Annotated in this window: 13 protein-coding genes and 1 tRNA gene; 3 read left to right on the top strand and 11 right to left on the bottom strand. The window is 72.5% G+C overall.

The features are described from left to right. Positions 1 to 13 precede the first annotated feature (13 nt). Positions 14 to 709 carry a LuxR C-terminal-related transcriptional regulator gene (locus ACFXHB_RS10745; RefSeq protein ID WP_380573723.1) on the bottom strand — a complete coding sequence of 232 codons (696 nt, stop codon included), beginning with the start codon at positions 707 to 709 and terminating at the stop codon, positions 14 to 16. A 516-nt stretch (positions 710 to 1,225) separates the two neighbouring features. Between ACFXHB_RS10745 and ACFXHB_RS10740 the strand changes: the two genes are divergently transcribed. Next, positions 1,226 to 4,549, top strand: a complete 3,324-nt coding sequence (locus ACFXHB_RS10740; RefSeq protein ID WP_380573583.1) for an AAA family ATPase — start codon at positions 1,226 to 1,228, stop codon at positions 4,547 to 4,549. 67 nt (positions 4,550 to 4,616) lie between these two features. Here ACFXHB_RS10740 and ACFXHB_RS10735 read toward each other — a convergent pair whose 3' ends face one another. From ACFXHB_RS10735 to ACFXHB_RS10725, 3 genes are read right to left on the bottom strand one after another with little or no spacing between them, the layout of a single operon-like run. After that, positions 4,617 to 5,141, bottom strand: a complete 525-nt coding sequence (locus ACFXHB_RS10735; protein WP_380573582.1) for a hypothetical protein — start codon at positions 5,139 to 5,141, stop codon at positions 4,617 to 4,619. Next, the gene (locus tag ACFXHB_RS10730; RefSeq protein ID WP_380573581.1) at positions 5,128 to 6,957 is read right to left on the bottom strand and encodes an extracellular solute-binding protein; all 1,830 of its coding nucleotides are present in this window, start codon (positions 6,955 to 6,957) and stop codon (positions 5,128 to 5,130) included. The genes ACFXHB_RS10735 and ACFXHB_RS10730 overlap by 14 nt, the downstream gene beginning before the upstream one ends. Before the next feature lie 7 nt (positions 6,958 to 6,964). After that, entirely contained in the window at positions 6,965 to 8,053 is a 1,089-nt protein-coding gene (locus ACFXHB_RS10725; RefSeq protein WP_380573580.1) for a hypothetical protein, read from the bottom strand. Positions 8,054 to 8,320: 267 nt separating this feature from the next. On the opposite strand from ACFXHB_RS10725, the gene pyk reads away from it, so the two are divergent. After that, complete coding sequence (gene pyk / locus ACFXHB_RS10720; RefSeq protein ID WP_380573578.1) at positions 8,321 to 9,751, top strand: pyruvate kinase; 1,431 nt, start codon at positions 8,321 to 8,323, stop codon at positions 9,749 to 9,751. A gap of 45 nt (positions 9,752 to 9,796) precedes the next feature. On the opposite strand, the gene ACFXHB_RS10715 is transcribed toward pyk, so the two are convergent. Both ACFXHB_RS10715 and ACFXHB_RS10710 read right to left on the bottom strand, forming a co-directional pair. Next, positions 9,797 to 10,591: a helix-turn-helix domain-containing protein gene (locus ACFXHB_RS10715; RefSeq protein ID WP_380573577.1), complete on the bottom strand. Its 795-nt coding sequence runs from the start codon at positions 10,589 to 10,591 to the stop codon at positions 9,797 to 9,799. A 98-nt stretch (positions 10,592 to 10,689) separates the two neighbouring features. After that, positions 10,690 to 10,772, bottom strand: a tRNA-Leu gene (locus ACFXHB_RS10710). An 80-nt stretch (positions 10,773 to 10,852) separates the two neighbouring features. Between ACFXHB_RS10710 and ACFXHB_RS10705 the strand changes: the two genes are divergently transcribed. Then, on the top strand, positions 10,853 to 11,524 hold the full coding sequence (locus ACFXHB_RS10705; RefSeq protein ID WP_380573575.1) for an ANTAR domain-containing response regulator: 672 nt from the start codon (positions 10,853 to 10,855) through the stop codon (positions 11,522 to 11,524). Positions 11,525 to 11,593: 69 nt separating this feature from the next. Here ACFXHB_RS10705 and ACFXHB_RS10700 read toward each other — a convergent pair whose 3' ends face one another. From ACFXHB_RS10700 to ACFXHB_RS10680, 5 genes are all read right to left on the bottom strand, one after another. Then, positions 11,594 to 12,310, bottom strand: coding sequence for an ABC transporter ATP-binding protein (locus tag ACFXHB_RS10700; protein WP_380573574.1), 717 nt, complete (start codon positions 12,308 to 12,310; stop codon positions 11,594 to 11,596). Further along, complete coding sequence (locus ACFXHB_RS10695; protein ID WP_380573722.1) at positions 12,307 to 13,152, bottom strand: ABC transporter ATP-binding protein; 846 nt, start codon at positions 13,150 to 13,152, stop codon at positions 12,307 to 12,309. Before ACFXHB_RS10695 ends, ACFXHB_RS10700 begins: the two co-directional genes overlap by 4 nt. A gap of 8 nt (positions 13,153 to 13,160) precedes the next feature. Beyond that, the gene (locus ACFXHB_RS10690; RefSeq protein WP_380573721.1) at positions 13,161 to 15,095 is read right to left on the bottom strand and encodes a branched-chain amino acid ABC transporter permease; all 1,935 of its coding nucleotides are present in this window, start codon (positions 15,093 to 15,095) and stop codon (positions 13,161 to 13,163) included. Positions 15,096 to 15,100: 5 nt separating this feature from the next. After that, positions 15,101 to 16,030, bottom strand: a complete 930-nt coding sequence (locus ACFXHB_RS10685) for a branched-chain amino acid ABC transporter permease (RefSeq protein WP_380573573.1) — start codon at positions 16,028 to 16,030, stop codon at positions 15,101 to 15,103. Positions 16,031 to 16,190: 160 nt separating this feature from the next. Beyond that, on the bottom strand, positions 16,191 to 17,420 hold the full coding sequence (locus ACFXHB_RS10680; RefSeq protein WP_380573571.1) for a branched-chain amino acid ABC transporter substrate-binding protein: 1,230 nt from the start codon (positions 17,418 to 17,420) through the stop codon (positions 16,191 to 16,193). Positions 17,421 to 18,151 lie beyond the last annotated feature (731 nt).

The following is an 18,151-nucleotide window of genomic DNA, read 5'->3' as shown; positions in this document are numbered from 1 at the left end:
GGGGCCGTCGGGCCTAGATGTAGCCCTCGCGGACCGCATGGGCGACGGCATGTGCCCGATTGCGCAACTGCAGACGGGTGGTCAGCCCGTGCAGCACGTTCTTGACCGTGCGCTCGGAGTACGACAGCCGGGCCGCGATCTCCCCCGTGTCCCAGCCCTCGGCCACCAGTCGCAGTACGTCCGACTCCCGCTCGGACAGGCCCGCCGGCGCATGCCCCGGCATCCCCTGGACACTGCGCTGCAAACGGCCCACCTGGCTGATCAGGCGCCCCAGCAGGTCCGCCGGCAGATCCCCGTCACCCCGGGCCGCGGCGAGCACCGCCCGGCCCAGCCGCTCGGCGGTCGCCTCGCGGCGCCAGATGATCGCGGCCACCCCGCACTCCACCGCCTCCAGCAGCTCCGCCTCGCGCATCCGCTCGACGACCAGCACCACCCGCTGGTCCGCGCCGCGCACCAGCCGCCGAAGATTCGCCATCACGGCGGCGTCCGCCGACTCGGCCAGCAGGACGGTGACCGCCCCCGGCGTGGTCGGCGTGCCCGGAGCCGGGTCCGCCAGCTCCAGGCCCGGGTGACGGCGCAGCTGCGCCTCCGCGCCGGCCCGCGAGATCGGGTCCGCGGCCTGCACGACGACACTGGTCCGGCCACCGCTGGACGGGGGAGCGGCAGACGGGGCGACGTGGCGGGCGGTCGGGCGTTGTGGCGGCACCATGCGCTGACCGGTCGACGCGGGAGCGTGCCGGGGCACGGCGCGGCGTTCGTGGTCGGTGTGCAGGACAGTCAAATCTGGCCCCCTCCTCAAAGGTCCCGGCCCGCCACCGAACGGCCGGTGCGCCGCGCCGAGGGGCGGTGCGTGAACCCGGCGGGCGGAGGCGTGCGGCGTGCGATGCGGGGACGACGACGGCCCCCCGGTAGGCTCCATGGTCCCCGCCACGGGCGGCCACGACCATCGTGGTCCACCACGAGATCGGCCACCCGGCGGCATCGGAGCAGCGCAGCGCCGTGCGGACACGCGGACGAGACGCGCCGCCCGATCCCGGGCGGGGGCGGTGCGGGGCCCGACGGGGGGTGCCGGGCGGGTCGGGTAGGGGTGATGTGCGGCTCCGGAAGGGGTGCGACGAGAATCACAGCTCTAGCCGAGCCGCTGACACGGCGTCAAGCCGTTTCCCCGCACAACGGGGAAACATGCCCGTCCGGTCATCCGGCGGGCGTCGCGGGAGGGAAGCAGATGAGCACCGTCAGGACGCGGGGACACCACCAGGACCGGGCCGTCGCCGCACCACCGCACCTCGCGGCCCGCGACTCCCAGCTGCGCCGGATCGCCGCGCTCGCCGCCCGGACCCGCGCCGGCACCGGCGGCGTCCTGCTGCTCACCGGCGCCGCCGGCACCGGCCGCAGCGCCCTGCTCGCCGAAGCCGCCCGCCGCGAGTCCGCCCACGGCAGCACCGTCCTGTGGGCCCGCTGCTCCGCCGACGAGGCCACCACCCCCTTCGCCGCCGCCCGCCAGCTGTTCGAGGCGGTCCCCGGCCTCGGCACACCGCCCGCCGGACCCGGTCGCGCACCGGACACCGACGCCGACCTCTGGTCCTTGCTGCGCCTGCACGCCGCCCACCACCCCGTCCTGCTCGCCGTCGACGACATCCACCTCGCCGACCGGCCCTCCCGGGACTGGCTGCTCCAGCTCGCCCGCCGGATCGACCGGCTGCCCGTCCTCCTGCTGGCCACCGAACGCCGCCAGGCCGCCCTCGGCACCCCGCCCGCGCGGTTCGGCCGCGGCCTGCCCCCCGGCCTGGCCGACACCACCCGGCTGGGCCCCCTGGACACCACCGCCGCCATCCGGCTCGCCGAACTCCACCTCGGGCTCGGCGCCCCGCCCACCCTCGCCGCCGCCTGCGCGCACGCCACCGGCGGCAACCCGCTGCTGCTCACCGCGCTCCTCTCCGACCTGCGCGACCACCCCGACGGGCCCGGCCCCACCGCCTTCACCGCGCTCCCCGCGCCCCCGGCCCTCGTCGGCCTGCCGGCCCTGCCGCCGCCCCGCGCCCACGCCGCCCTGCGGCAGCTGCCCGACAGCTGCGCCCGGCTGCCCGGTGGCGCGTTCCCCGAAGCCGTCGAACAGTGGTTGCGCGGCGGCGGTGAACGCGCCCTCGGCGCGGCCCGCGCGCTCGCCCGGATGCAGGAGCACCCGGCCGCCCGCAGCGCGCCGCTGCCCGGCGCCGGCGACTGCGACCCGGTCCCGATGCTCGCCGAACTCGCCGGCACCGACCCCGACCAGACCGCCGGCTGGCTCGCCGAACTCACCGCCCAGCGGCTGCTCGACGACCCCGGACCCGGCCGCTGGCCCCGCTTCGCCCACCCGCTGCTCGCCGACGCCGTCCTGGCCGGCCACGAACCCGGCCACCGCGCCCGCGTCCACCGCGCCGCCGCCGAGTTCCTGCACCGCGGCGGGGCACCCGACGAACGCGTCGCCGGGCACCTCCTGTTCACCCCCGCCCCCAACCCGCGCTGGGCCGCCGAAGCACTGCGCCGCGCCGCCCGCAAGGCCGCCGAGGCCGACCGCCCCGAGGACGCCGTCGCCCTGCTGCGCCGCGCCCTCACCGAGCCGCTCAGCGACCGCCGGCGCGGCCTGGTGCTCACCGAGCTGGGCGGCCTGGAAGTCACCCTGGGCCCCGCCGAGCGCACCGCCGGCGTCCGCCACCTCGCCGAGGCCGTCCACCTCCAGCAGTCCGACGAAGGCGTCTTCCAGACCGCCAACACGCTCGGCGCCGTGCTGGCCGCCCGCGGTGACGCCCCCGCCGCGCTGGAGCTGATGGAGGAACTCGCCGAACGCTTCGCCGACCGCGACGACCTCGTCCACGCCGTGCAGGCCGCCGCCGCGCTGATCGCCGCGCACGACGGCCACAGCTGGCTCCAGGTGGTCGAGGGCGTCCAACGGTTCGCCGCCCGCACCCAGCACCGGCTCGCGCCGCCCGCGTACGCGCTGCTCACCGAGTTCGACTCGACCAGCGGCGTGCTCTCCGCCGCCCAGGTGGCCGGGCGGGTCAGGGAACTGCTCGACGCCCCGGTGGACCCGCTCTGCCGCTCCTACGTGCTGGTCTCGGCCGCCACCCTCGCCCAGTGGGCGGACCTGCTGCCCGAGACGGACCGCGTCGTGGCGCGCGGCCTGGCCGCGTACCGGGGGCCGTCGCTCGACCCCGGGTACCAGTGCCTGCTGAGCGTCCGGGCCGAGACCCGGGTGATGCGGGGGGAGTACCAGGAACTGCTGGACGACCTCGCCCTCACCGGGCCGACCGCGATGTCCCTGGCCGCCGGGGTGCCGGAGGGCGGGGACACCGCCGGTCCGGCGGGCCCGCCCGCCGACGGGCCGGCTCCTCGGCCCACCGTCCAGAACGGTCGGCACGGGCCCTGGAGCGGGGCGCGGGGACGGGCCGGCGGCGAGGCCGCCGAGCGGTCCGAGCGGTCCGTCCGGTCCTGGTGGTGCGGCGCACCGGCGGAGCTCGGGTCGGACGCCACCGCGCCGACCGTGCGGGGCCTCGCCCCGACGGGCCCGGCCGGCGCCGCGCCCGGCAGCGTCGAGGCCTTCGCCGAGGTCTTCGCCGGGGCAGGGGCAGGGCCCGGCCACGGCCCCGGCGAACCGGTCGGAGCCCGCGCGGGGGACCGCGACACCGCCGCCACCGACGCGCCCACCGGCCACTACGCCGGCCTGCTCGGACAGCAGAACGCCCACCTCGTCGCCCAGGCCGTCATCGCCCTCACCGAGACCGGCCGCCACTGGCAGGCCCACGGCCTCGCCCGCGCCGTCGCCGCCGACCGCGCCCAGGGCTCCTGGGAGTGGAACGAGTACCTGTACGCCCGCGGCCTGCTCCGGCTGGCCACCGGCGAACCGGCCGAAGCCCTCGCCGACCTGATGGAATGCGGACGCCGCCAGAGCGAACGGCAGGTCCACAGCCCCATCGTCACCCCCTGGCGCTCCGCGGCCGCCGACTGCCACATCGCCCTCGGCGAGCCCGGCCCCGCCGTCGCCCTCGCCGAGGAGGAACTGCGGCTCGCCCGGATCTGGGGCACCCCGCGCGTCGTCGGCCGCGCCCTGCGCGCCCTCGGCGCCGCCACCGGCGGCCGCCACGGCCTCGACCTCGCCGCCGAAGCCGTCGAACTGCTGCGCACCGCGGAGGTCGAGACCGAACTCATCCCCGCGCTGATCACCTACGGCCGCCTGCTCGCCGACGGCGGCCGGCGCGGCGCCGCCCGCCGGGCCCTGCGCGAGGCCGCCGGCCGGGCCGAACGGCTCGGCGCGGTCCGGCAGCGGGCCGTCGCCGTGGAGGCCCTGCGCGCCAGCGGCGCCCGCCGCGGCCGCGGCGAACACGCCGGGGCGGAGGCCCTCACCGACAGCGAACTGCGGATCTGCCGACTGGCCGCGGCCGGCCACTCCAACGCCGAGATCGCCGCGATGCTGCACCTGGCCGTCCGGACGGTGGAGACCCACCTGACCAACAGCTTCCGCAAACTCGGCGTCCGCCGGCGCGCCGAACTGGCCGGCGCCCTGGAGGCGTGACCCGCCCCCGGGACGGCCGCCCGGACCACGCCCGGGCGGCCCGTCGGCCCCCGGCCGCCCCGCCCGCTCAGCCGGCCAGCGCCGCCGACATCAGCTCCACCTCACGGGCGAGCGCCACCCCCGGGTCGGCCCCGTCCGGCGTCCACCGCTGCCAGGTCCGGGCCCGCAGGTACCCGTCCACCGCCACCGGCAGCCGCCGCAGCACGATCCGCTCCGCCGCCGGCCCCGGCCCGGCCACCCGCAACCGCGCCAACAGCGCGCCCAACTCCACCGACGGCGGCACCGCCACCGTCCCCAGATAACCGGCCAGCACCTCCAGCGCCGCCCACTCCGGCGGCGCCGGCGGCACGGGCGGCGCGACCTGCGCCACCCGGGGCGGCAGGACCCGCGGCCGCGGCGTCAGCAGCACACCCGCGGTGTACAGCGCCGCCACGATCCCCGGCCACCACACCCCGCCGAGCCCCACGAAATGCAGCAGCAGCCCGACCGCCCCCGCCCCGCAACCGACCATGTTGCGGGTCGACTCCAGATAGCCCACCACCCGCCGCCCGCCCGCCCTCCCGGCCGGGCCGGCGCCGCTACTGGTACCCACGGATCTCCTCGAACGCGCCGTCCAGCGAAGCCGTCCCGTCGAACAGCTTGCCGCCGGACAGGTCCGCGATCCCCTGCAACTGGTTCTTCGCCGCGTCCCCGAACAGGATCGGGAACACCGGCACCGCCTTCTGCGCCGCCGACAACCCGTTGTAGAAGCTCCGGAAGTCCTTGTCCGACGCGCCCTCGTTGCTCTCGCCGTCCGTCATCACCACGATCGACGTGAACCGGTCGTCCCCCGCCGCCGCCTGCTGACGGTCGAGCACCTTGTACGCCTCCTGCAGCGAGCTGTACACCGCCGTCCCGCCGTCCGCCGACAACGCCTGCACATCCGCGTTGATCGACGCCAGCTCCTGCTGCGCCCCGGTCGCCGGCACCGTGTGGGTCTTCGTCGACTTCACCTTGGACGCGAACGACAGCAGCGTGACCTCCTCCCGGTTGCGGAACCGCCGCACCCCGCGCGGATCGTCCGCCCCGGTCAGCCGGCCCATCGCCGACTTCAGCGCCGCCAGCCGCCCACCCGCCATCGACCCCGAGGTGTCCAGCACGTACACCGTCCGCGACGGCCGGCGCAGCTCGTCCTGGTACGAGGCCAACAGCCCGTCCGCGACCGCCTTGTTGCCGGGGAACGGCAGCTCACGCCGCCGGTCCGCCGGCAACGACGCCGCCGGCGCCACCCCCGCCGCCACCGGACGCCGCAGCGTCAGCTCCGAGATCCGCTTCTGCGTGTCCTCCTTCAGCAGGTACTCCGTCAGCCGCTGGAAGGAGTCCCGCTCCCGCTGCGCCGACGAACTCAACAGCGTCAACGGATAGTTCGCCGACACCACGCCGTCGGTCGGGCGCACCACCGTCAACCGCTGGTCCGCCGCCAGGGTCTTGTTCAGCGACAGCAGCACCGACTCGTAGTTCACCAGCGCCCCGACCCGGCCCTGCTCCGCCCGCGTGTACGCCTGCGCCAACCAGCCGGACGACCCCGAGGTCAGCTTCTGCCCCGTGAAGAACTGCTTCAGCGACGGCGTCGCCTTCCGCACATCCGCGTCCGTGAGCGCCCCGTCCGCCCCCGAGAACGCCGAGGCCACCGCCACGAGCGCCGAGAACCCCGAGTTGGACCGCGACGGATCGGCCATCCCGTACGCCAGCTTGCCGGTCGAGGCCGCGTCCGCCAGCTGCGCCCAGCTCACCTTCGAGCCGTCCCCCCAGCCCAGCTCGCCCAACGCGGAGGAGCGCACCCCCACCGCCACCGGCGACACCATCACCGGCGTCTCGGACAACAGCTTGGACTTCCCCGTGTCGTCCAGCCGCAGGTAGTGGTTGGACGGGAACCACAGCGCGTCGTACTTGCCGTCGGCCCGGCCCGAGGCCACCGCGTCCGCGCCGTCCAGCGACCCGGTCCAGGAGAACTGGACGGTCACCCCGGTCGCCTTCTGCGCCTCCTCCAGGACGGGAGCCATGTCCTGGAGTTCGCTCCCGGCCAGCACCCGCAGCACCCCCGCCCGCGCGGTCGGCGCGGGCGCGTCGCTCTGCCTGGGCGCCGGCGCCGGCGAGGACGTGCACGCCGTCACCGCCACCAGCAGGGCCACCCCCGCCGCCACCGCCCGCCCGCCGCGCCGCAGCGCGGCCCCCGCCCTGCTCGTCCCCATCACCGTGCCGCCTGTCCTGCCGTCGAGCCTGCCGTGTGCCGTGCCGTCCGTGGTGCCGCCCGTGGTGCCGCCCGCTGCTGTGCCGCCCGTGGTGCCGCCCGCTGCTGTGCCGCCCGCTGCGCCGGCGGTCGAGCCGGGTGCCGGGCCTGCCGTCGTGCCGCCGGTCCTGATCGCCATCGGCCGGTCACTTCCCCTTGGCCGCGTCGACCAGCTTGGCCAGCACCGCGGACTCCGGCACCGGCGCCTGCTTCACCCCGGCCGGCGCCAGCTCCGCCGCGAAGGCGGGATTCTCCCGGCCGGCGGTCTGCAGGCCGAAGGCCTTGGGGTCCGACTGCGGCCGGAAGCCGTACGTGGCCTCCAGCTTGCGCAGCCGCTCGTTGTCGCGCAGCAGGTTGGCCAGCTTCTGCCCGGCCTCGGTGCGCCCGACGATGGTGTGGTCGGAGGAGATGGTGGTGTCCGGGTACAGCACCACCATGTCGCCGGTGCTCTTGCCCTCCACCGTCAGCTGGGCCGCCTGCGACTCGTAGGCGAGCACCAGCGGATTGCCGACGTTCGAGAGGAAGTCCCGGAACGGCTCGTCACTGCTGCTCTTCTGGATGCCCTGCTTGGCGGTCAGCGTCTGCAGGACGCCCCTGGTCTGCTGCACCTCGGTGTCGTTCGACACCACCTGGTGGTTGTTCAACAGGTAGGAGACGAGAGCGATGTACAGGGCGCCGGAGGAGGACTCGGCAGGGTCGGTGGTGGTCATGAAGATCGACCCGCTGAGGTCCGACTCGTCCTTGGCCCCGGCGAGTTCCTCCCACTTCCTGCCGGCCTTGACCAGGGTGAGGTACTCGTCCATCTTGAACGTCCACACCCGGGAGTTCTGATCCTGGGAGGCCAGCCCGTTCCGTGCCAGCACCTTGGCCGTGGACTGGTGCGCCAGGACCACCAGCGGCGAGTAGAACGGGCGGATCGGCGCGTCCTTCACCTGCAGCTGCTTGCGGATCGCCTCGGCCGGGGACAGGCTGGCGGGGAAGGTGAAGTCGAGCTGGTCGACCTTGCTCTCGCTCATCAGCCACGAACCGGTCGTCTGCGCCTCGACCTTGAGGCCCTGGGCCGCCAGCTCCGCGATGACGGCCGGGTCCTTGAAGAAGTCGCGCTTCTCGGATCCGATCACTCCGGTGACGGTGACGACCTTGGGCCCCGGGTCGCCCCCGGGCGACCTGAGCAGCGCGAACGCCACCCCGCCGAGCAGCACCAACGCTGCGACCACTCCGAACACACGCTTCATGCCGGACGATTCCCCCCTCGTCGGATCACTGTCCGGGCTCCCACCCGGGTGACGAGCGTCCCGCCGGGCCGCGAGCGGCGCGGGAAGTCACGGTGAACCGGGGGTGAACACCCCTTCACGGAATCGCATCGGGAGGTCCGCGCCGGCCGCCGCGCGCACACCTGTCCGACCCTGTGTCAGATTGTTCAACTCGCCTTCCTGCAAAGGTCATCCCGCTGGTCGGACGGGCGTCGATGTTACGCGCCGGTAATGCCTACCCTCAGCAGTATGCGCCGAGCAAAAATCGTCTGTACTCTCGGGCCAGCCACCGACTCGTACGACCAGATCAAGGCCCTGGTCGACGCCGGGATGGACATCGCCCGCCTCAATCTGAGCCACGGCTCCCACGTCGAGCACGAGGAGCGCTACCGCCGGGTCCGCAAGGCCGCCGACGAGACCGGCCGCAGCGTCGGTGTGCTCGCCGACCTTCAAGGCCCGAAGATCCGCCTGGAGACCTTCGCCGAAGGTCCGGTACTTCTCGAACGCGGCGACACGTTCACCATCTCCACCGACAAGGGCGTCGTGGGAGACCAGAACATCTGCGGCACCACCTACCCGGGCCTGGCCGCCGACGTCACGAGCGGCGAGCGGATCCTCGTCGACGACGGCCGGGTCACCCTGGAGGTCGTCGCGGTCGACGGCCCGCTGGTCCGCTGCACCGTCGTCGAGGGCGGCCTGGTCTCCGACCACAAGGGCCTCAACCTCCCCGGCGTGGCCGTCTCCGTCCCCGCGCTCAGCGACAAGGACGTCGCCGACCTGCGCTGGGCCCTGCGGACCGGTGCCGACCTGATCGCGCTCTCCTTCGTCCGCAGCGGCCGCGACATCGAGGACGTCCACCGCGTGATGGCGGAGGAGGGACGCTTCGTCCCGGTCATCGCCAAGGTGGAGAAGCCGCAGGCGGTCGAGAACCTGGAATCCATCGTGGACGCCTTCGACGGCGTCATGGTGGCCCGCGGCGACCTGGGCGTGGAGATGCCCCTCGAACAGGTCCCGATGGTCCAGAAGCGCGCCGTCAAGCTGGCCAAGCGCAACGCCAAGCCGGTCATCGTCGCCACCCAGATGCTGGACTCGATGATCAACGCCTCCCGCCCCACCCGGGCCGAGGCCTCCGACGTGGCCAACGCCGTCCTCGACGGCAGCGACGCGGTGATGCTCTCCGGCGAGACCTCCGTCGGCAAGTACCCGGTGGAGACGGTCCGGACCATGGGCCGCATCATCGAGGCCGCCGAACAGGACGTCCTCTCGGCCGGCCTCCCGCCGCTCACCGCCGGCACCAAGCCGCGCACCCAGGGCGGTGCCGTCGCCCGCGCGGCCACCGAGATCGGCGACTTCCTGGGCGCCAAGTACCTGATCGCCTTCACCCAGTCCGGCGACACCGCCCGCCGCCTCAGCCGCTCCCGCTCGCCGATCCCGGTGCTCGCCTTCACCTACGAGCCCGCCGTCCGCAGCCAACTCGCCCTCACCTGGGGCGTGGAGACCTTCCTCGGCCCCTTCGCCCCCACCACGGACGAGATGGTCGAACAGGTCGACGCCGCGCTGCTCTCGCTCGGGCGCTGCCGCAAGGGCGACATCGTCGTCATCACCGCCGGCTCCCCGCCCGGCCTGGCCGGGTCCACCAACCTCGTCCGCGTCCACCACGTGGGGACGCTGGACAACTGACCGGACGTCGGTGCGGCTCCGCCTCCGGGGGGAGCCGCGCCGGGGTCAGTACTTGGGCCCGATGTGGGCGTCCATGAGGGCGACGGACTCCTTGCGCGCGACGGAGACGTTGACCTGGCCGGTCGGGCGCGGGGCCGAGGCCTTCCAGCGCACGCCGACGGCGTCGAGGGTGTCGGTGAAGAGGCGGATGATGTCGGTCGAGGTGTTGGTGAAGAAGTAGCGCGGGTACTCGTGCCGCCGAACGACGCCGTTGACGGTGCGGGTCGCCCAGTTGGTGATCCGGCAGCCGTCGGAGTGGATCAGGCCCCGGAGGAACTCCCAGGGGTGGGCGTCGACGATCTCCTGCTGCCAGGGCTCCAGGGCTATGGCGCGAGCGTGTTTCTTGCCGGGGCCGTGCTGGGGGAAGTGGCAGGTCAGGTGATTCGAGTGGATCTTGACGTCGTGGCAGCCGGTACGGCGGACCCGGCAGGGTGTGTTCCTCGGGAGGACCCGGCGCATGGCCGTCTCCGCGGAATCGGCGATGCCGGGCCACTTGTCGTCACAGGTGATCTGGAGGCTCTGGGTCCTGCGGTGCTCGTTGGGCAGCAGGATGTGGCCGTCGCCGAGGTAGAGGCCCAACAGGTACGCGTACGCGGGTCGGTCGAGCTCGTCGCCGTAGCAGTGGGCGCACGTGGAGCGCTTGCGGCCGGGGAGCATGCCGCGCTTGGCGAGGTCGTGGTGCTTCCAGTCGCCGACGGTGCTCTGCGGGACTCCGAGGCGACGGGAGACGTCGCGGTTGCGGACGCCTTGGCGCAGGAGGAGGACGGCTTGTTCGCGAACGGATGAGCTGGTCATGCGCATCAGCATGGGAAGCGCGCGGTCGCGTGGAAGTGGGTTCGTGGGCGATTCACCGAATGTGATGAATTCCCCATGACCTGGGAATGCGAGGAGATAACGGGTGCCGAGTGTGGGATTCGAACCCACACGCCCTTTCGAGCAATCGCTTTTGAGGCGATCGTGTCTGCCCTTCCACCAACCCGGCTGGTTTGCGCTCGTGCAGGATACCCTGCGCGCGTTGTTCGGCGCAGCTAGGTACCCTCGTGCATGCAGTACCCCGCCGGAATGAGGAGCCCCGTGAGCACCGCCGACGAGCAGGCAGAGCCGCTTGAGACCGATATGCCCCAGATCACCCGAATTGTGATCGCCGAGGACGAGGCGTTGATCCGCCTCGACCTGAAGGAGATGCTCGAAGAGGAGGGGTACACCGTCGTCGGCGAGGCCGGTGACGGGGCGACGGCGGTGAAGCTGGTCCAGGAGCTGCGGCCCGACCTGGCGATCCTGGACGTGAAGATGCCCGTGCTGGACGGGCTCTCCGCCGCCGAGCAGATCCACGAGGCGCACCTGGCGCCCGTCCTGATGCTGACCGCGTTCTCGCAGCGCGAGCTGGTGGACCGGGCCCGGGACGCGGGCGCGATGGCCTACATCGTGAAGCCGTTCTCCAAGAGCGACCTGGTGCCCGCGATCGAGATGGCGGTGTCCCGCTACACCGAGATGCGGACGCTGGAGGAGGAGATCGCGGATCTCACCCAGCGGCTGGAGACCCGCAAGCTGGTGGACCGGGCGAAGAGCGTGCTGCAGACCAAGTTCGGTCTGAACGAGCCGGCCGCCTTCCGGTGGATCCAGAAGACCTCGATGGACCGTCGGATGACGATGGCCGCGGTCGCGGAGGCCGTGATCGAGGAGGGTGAGGCGCAGGACAGGAAGAAGGCCGACGAGGGCGCCTCGGAGGCCTGAGAAGTCCCGCGCGGAACGGCGAGGGGCCCCGTCCGGTCGGACGGGGCCCCTCGCCGTTCGGGTGCCGGGTCAGTCCTCGCCGAGGTAGGCCTTGCGGACGGACTCGTCGTGCAGCAGGTCGGCGCCGGTGCCCTTGAGGACGATGCGGCCGGTCTCCATCACGTAGCCGTGGTCGGAGAGCGAGAGCGCGGCCTGGGCGTTCTGCTCGACCAGCAGGATGGTCGTGCCGGAGGCCTTGAGCTCGACGATGGTCGCCATGATCTTCTGCATCATCAGCGGGGAGAGGCCCATCGAGGGTTCGTCGAGCATCAGCAGCTTCGGCCGGGACATCAGCGCGCGGCCCATCGCGAGCATCTGCTGCTCGCCGCCCGAGAGGGTGCCGGCGGCCTGCTTGCGCCGCTCGCCGAGGATGGGGAACAGGCCGTAGGCGCGTTCCACGTCGGCCGCGATGCCGGCGGTGTCGCTGCGCAGGAACGCGCCGAGCAGCAGGTTCTCCTCGATCGTCATCCGGGGGAAGATGTGCCGGCCTTCGGGGGAGTGGGCGAGTCCGAGCGCGACGATCTTGTGGGCGGGGACGGTGGTGAGGGGTCGGCCGTCGAAGGTGACCGTGCCGCCGGTGGGCTTGAGCAGGCCGGACAGGGTGCGCAGGGTGGTGGTCTTGCCGGCGCCGTTGGTGCCGATCAGGGTGGTGACCTCGCCCTGGTTGACGGTGAAGCTGATGCCCTTGACGGCTTCGATCTTGCCGTAGGCGACGCGGAGGTCCTTGACCTCGAGGAGTGCGGTCACTGGTCGGTCTCCGTTGCTGCGGGGGCGGTGCCTTCGAGCGGCGCGCCGAGGTAGGCGGTGATGACGCGCTCGTCGCTCTGGACGGTCTCGCGGTCGCCTTCGACGATCTTCTGGCCCTGGACCAGGACGGCGGTGCGGTCGCACAGGTTGAAGATGAACCGCATGTCGTGCTCGATGACGAGGATGGAGATGCCCCGGTCACGGATGGCGAAGACCAGCTCCTCGGCGGCCCGGGTCTCCTGCGGGTTCATGCCGGCGGTGGGCTCGTCGAGGAGCAGCAGGCCGGGGTCGGAGGCGAGGGCCCGGGCGATCTCCAGCTTGCGCTGCTCGCCGTAGGGGAGGTTGCGGGCGAGGTGGTCGGCCTTGTCGGCGAGCCCGGTGAACTCCAGGAGTTCCATGGCGCGGGCGCGGCTCTCGGCCTCGGCGCGGTGGTAGCGGGGTCCGCGCAGGATGGCGGAGAAGATGCCTTCGTTGGTCCGGCTGTGCCGGCCGACCAGGACGTTCTCCAGGACGGTCATGTTGGCGAAGAGCCGGATGTTCTGGAAGGTGCGGGCGATGCCGGCCTGGGTGACGAGGTGGGGCTTGGGGGGCAGGACGGTGCCGCGGTAGGCGACGCGTCCCTCGGTCGGCACGTAGAGGCCGGTGAGGCAGTTGAAGAAGGTGGTCTTGCCGGCGCCGTTGGGGCCGATCAGGCCGATGATCTCGCCCTCGCCGACGGTGAGGGAGACGTCGTTGACGGCGGTGAGGCCGCCGAACCGCATGGTGACGCCGGAGACTTCGAGCAGGGGTCGGGCGGGGCCGGGCCGGTCGGAGACCGAAGCGGGGGCGTCGGTGGTGGTCATCTGGCTGGTCACGCCCCTGCCTTGGTGAGGGCGACGGTGTCGCCGGTGGGCTGCGCGGGGATCGCGGCCTCGTGGAATTCGAGCTGGCGGCGCCGGTTGGGGATGAGCCCTTCGGGGCGCACGCGCATCAGCACGATGAGGGCGATGCCGAAGGCGAGCAGCTGGTAGTTGGAGAGGAATTCGAGCTTCTTCGGGACGAGGAAGAGCAGGGTGGCGCCGGCCAGCGGGCCGCTGATGGTGCCCATGCCGCCGAGGATGACGGCGGCGAGCAGGAAGGCGGAGTTGGGCGGCAGGGCCTCGGCGAAGGTGTACTGGTCGGGGGTGACGGTGTAGCTGACGTGGGCCTGGACGGTGCCGGCGAGGCCGGCGAGGCAGGCGCCGAGGGCGAAGGCGAGGAGCTTGAGCCGGAAGCCGTTGATGCCCATGGCTTCGGCGGCGGTCTCGTCCTCGCGGATGGCGACCCAGGCGCGGCCGATGCGGGAGTCGCCGACGCGGGCGAAGACCAGCACCACCAGGGCGGTGACCAGCAGCATCAGCAGGTAGTAGTTGGAGAACCGGCCGAGTTCGACGCCGAGGACGGTGTGCGGCTTGCCGAGGTCGAAGCCGAAGATCTGGAGGTCGGGGATCCGCGGGATGCCGTTGGAGCCGTTGGTGATCTTCGGGCCGGTGGTGCCGTTGAGGTTGAGCATGGTGATGCGGAAGATCTCGCCGAACCCGAGGGTGACGATGGCGAGGTAGTCGCCGCGCAGCCGCAGGGTGGGGGCGCCGATCAGGACACCGAAGATCATCGACACCACGGCGCCGGTCAGCATCGCGGCCCAGAACGGGAACTGGACCTGGATCGGCGAGGCGGGGGAGCCGGAGACCAGGGCGGCGGCGTAGGCGCCGACGCCGAGGAAGGCGACGTACCCGAGGTCGAGCAGGCCGGCCAGGCCGACGACGATGTTGAGGCCGAGCGCGACCGTGGCGAAGATCAGGATGTTGGCGGCGACCGAGGTGTACTGGTCGCTGGTCTGGGTGAACGGGAAGCCCGCGGCGGCGGCGAAGGCGGCGCCGGTGGTGACCGGGCGGTGCTTGACGGTCAGCGCGCGCAGCCGGGCCAGCAGGCCGGCCTTGCCGAGGGCGGGGATCACGGCGCCGGCCAGCAGCAGGTAGGCGATGAAGAGCTCGCCGTACTCGGTGTCGATGCCGAAGGTGATCGCGAACAGGCCGACCGCGAAGGCCGCGACGATGAGCAGGACCTCGACCCAGGAGGGCAGTTCCCGGGCGGCGGGCAGCGGCCGCTCGACGGTGCCGAGCCGGAGCCGGCTGTTGGCGAGGTGGCCCAGCTGGAGCAGCAGGACGACACCGGTGGCGATCACGAGGGCGCCGGCCAGGGCGGTCAGCACCGGGGCGACCGGCTTGTCCTCGGGGACGGCGTGGGTGGCGAACCAGGCGATCGGCGCGGCCGGGACGAGCAGGAAGAGCCGCCGGTCGAGGATCCGCAGCGGGACGTGGAGGCGGCGGTCGAGCGGCAGGCCGAGGGTGCCGGCGAGGGCGAGCAGGGAGCCGAGGGCGGCGACCCAGCCGCCGGGTTCGAGGTTGGCGAGGCCGCCGAGGTCGACCGCGATGGCGATGACGGAGAACCAGCTGACGGCGAAGGCGCCGGCGGCGGCGAACAGGACGGCGTTGTTGCTGCGGGCGGGGGCGAGCCAGCGCAGGCCGGGGACGCCCTGGGTGGCCAGCAGCACGGCGAGGGTGAGCAGGCCGGAGGTGAGCGCGAGCCACTGGAGGCCGGCGGGGGAGCCGTAGTAGGTGAGGTCGCCGGGGAACTCGTCGGTCCAGGTCCACGCCATCAGGGCGGAGGCGGTGGTGGTGACGGCGCCGATGCCGGTGAGGGCGGCGGCTGCTCGGGCGGGGAGCGGGATGACCGGGGTGGTCTCGGTGGTCGAGGTGGTGGTCATGGTGCTCACGCCCTGTCCGCGACGCGTTCGCCGAGCAGGCCCTGGGGTCGGACGAGCAGGACGACGATGAGGAGTACGAAGGCCCAGACGTCCTTCCAGGCGCCGCCCCCGAAGAGGTGCATGCCGGGCAGGTGCTGGATGTAGCCGGTGGCGAGGGCTTCGGCGAGGCCGAGGGCGACGCCACCGAGCATGGCGCCGTAGATGTTGCCGATGCCGCCGAGGACGGCGGCGGTGAAGGCCTTGAGGCCGAGGATGAAGCCCATCCGGAAGTCGACCTGGCCGCTGCGCAGGCCGTAGGCGACGGCGGCGACGGCGGCGAAGGCGGCACCGATGGCGAAGGCCATCACGATGATCCGGTCGGTGTCGATGCCCATGAGCTTGGCGGTGTCGGGGTCCTGGCTGGTCGCCTGCATGGCGCGGCCGGAGCGGGTGCGGGTGACGAACCAGCCGAGGGCGAGCATGCAGAGCGGGGCGGCGATGATCAGGAAGATGTCGCTGCGCTGGATGGTGACGGAGCCGAGCTCGAAGGGGTCGCCGGGGATCTTGGGGAAGACCCGGGCCTTCTTGGCGTCGGGGTAGAACGAGAAGACGAGCTGCTGGAGGACGATCGACAGGCCGATCGCGGTGATCAGCGGTGCGAGCCGGGGGGCGCTGCGCAGCGGCCGGTAGGCGAAGCGCTCGGCGGCGACGGCGGTGAGGGTGGAGACCAGGACGCCGGCGATCAGCATCAGCGGTAGGGCCAGCCAGAGTGTGGTGCCGCCGGGGAGGGCGAGGTAGGCGGTCAGGGCGCCGAAGCCGCCGACCATGACGATCTCGCCGTGGGCGAAGTTGATGAGCTGGACGATGCCGTAGACCATCGTGTAGCCGATCGCGACGAGCCCGTACAGGGCGCCGAGGATCAGGCCGTTGGCCAGCTGCTGCGGTAGGTCGTGCACCGCTGGGCCTCCGTTGTGCGTGTGGTGGGTCCGCGTGGGTGGTGGATGTGGGGGCGCGGGGGGGCACTCGTGGTGCCCCCGCGCGGGTCGTTCCGACGTGCCGCGGCGTCGCCGACGTGCGGTCGGCTCAGCCGTTCCTCGGTTCCGACGTGCGGTCGGTTCAGCCGCTGAAGGTGCCGGACTTCTCCACGGCCCACTTGCCGTCCTTGACGGTGTAGACGGTGAGCTGCTTGTTGGTGGTGTCGCCGAACTCGTCGAAGGAGACCTTGCCGGTCACGCCGTCGAAGGAGACCTTCTGGACGGCGTCGACGACCTTGGCGCGCGGGCTGTCGGGGAGCTTGCCGCTGTTGGCGCTCACGACGGCCTTGACGCCCTGGATGATGGCCCAGGCGCTGTCGTAGGAGTAGCCGCCGTAGGTCTCGTAGGCGTCCTTGTAGCCGGCGGCCTTGTAGTCGGCGATGAACTTGGCGGCGGTCGGGAGCGCCTCGACGGGCAGGCCGACGGCGGTGGCGTAGTCGCCCTGGCTCTTGGGGTTGAGCTTGATGAAGTCGCCGCTCTGGATGCCGTCGCCGCCCATCAGCGGGATGTTGACGCCGGCGTCCTTGAGCTGGAGGGAGAGCGGGCCGGCGGCGGGGTACTCGCCGCCGTAGTAGACGGCCTCGGCACCGGAGGTCTTGACCTTGGTGACGACGGCGGCGAAGTCGCGGTCGTCGGGGTTGACGTGCTCCTCGCCGACGACGGTGCCGCCCTGCTTGGTGAACTCGCCCTTGAAGGTGGCGGCGAGGCCGGCGCCGTAGGTCTTCTGGTCGTCGATGAGGAAGACCTTGGTCTTCTTGGCGTCCTTGACCAGGTACTGGGCCGCGAAGGGGCCCTGGACGGCGTCGGTGGTGGCGGTGCGGAAGTAGGACGTGAAGGGGCGGGCCTTCACGCCGCTGGCCCACTTCTCGCCCTGGCTGAGGGCGACGCCGGTGTTGGCGGGGGAGATCTGGACGAGCTTGGCGTCGTTGAAGATCTGCTGCATGGACTGGGCGACGCTGGAGTTCAGCGGGCCGACGACGCCGATGACGTTCTTGTCGGCGACCAGCTGGGTGGCGTTCTGCTGGCCCGGGGCGGGCTTGGCGGTGTCGTCCAGGGCCTTGATCTCGAACTTGACGCCCGGGACCTCGTTCTTCTCGTTGGCCTGCTTGACGGCGAGCTCGACGGAGTTGCGGATGCCGAGGCCGAGGGCGGAGAGGTCGCCGGTGAGCGGGGCGTCGACGCCGATGGTGACGGTGGTGGTCGCCCCGGCGTTGCCGTCCCCGGACTTCTTCTCGCCGCGGGATCCGCAGGCGCTGATGCTGAGGGCGCCGATCACGGCAATGCTCACGACAACTGCTGAACGGTGACGCACAGGGGTCCCCTTCGGTTCAGGAGGGCGCCGCGCCTGAGTGGCGGGAGCCGGGATGCGCGGTGGGGCTGGCCCACTCCGGTGGCGCGGTGACTGGCCGTGACTCTAGATGCCCCTGGGCGGCTCGGGCAGTAGTGCGGCGAGGCTGTGATTCTCTTGTTATGAGCACACGGAGCGACCGTCTCAGTATGTGGTCGTTCTGGTTCGATCGATCCCGCACCATCGGGCATTTACTCGCTGGTAGGCGCATGTAAGGGCCAGAAATGCGGGTGACTCCTGGCCTCACCGATAATCGGACATGATTGTTCGGCGTGCTGGTTTCGGGCGTGTGCGTCCGAATATCGGACATCCGAGGGATTGACGAAGGACCTCCGGGCTGCTGCGGGCCCGGAAGTGGTCGAAAGTTCGGATTTCCTACTTGTTACGCAGTGTTACATCCCTGAAAGTGCGCCGAAACGCGGCCGCCCCCTTGTCTGGACCAACGCCTGCCCAGGGCAGTCGAAGGTCAAACAAGGGGGCGGACAAGGGAATTGATGATCAGTCGGCCCGGCCGGCCCGCCCCAGGGGGGGCGGCCGGGGCGTCCGGGGGGGGGGGGGGCGGGGGGTCGGGGGCCGTGGGGCGGGGGGGTGGGCCCCGGGGTGCGGCGGGTGGGTGCACCGGGTTCGAAGGTCCGGGGGGGGGGTGGGGGTTTCAAGGATTCGTAGGTTTGGGCACGTCAGGGGGTGGTTACCGG

This window comes from Kitasatospora sp. NPDC059327, assembly GCF_042752535.1.
GTDB lineage: Bacteria > Actinomycetota > Actinomycetes > Streptomycetales > Streptomycetaceae > Kitasatospora.
Note: the sequence above shows the minus strand (reverse complement) of the source record. Positions and strands in the feature narration are given on the sequence as shown.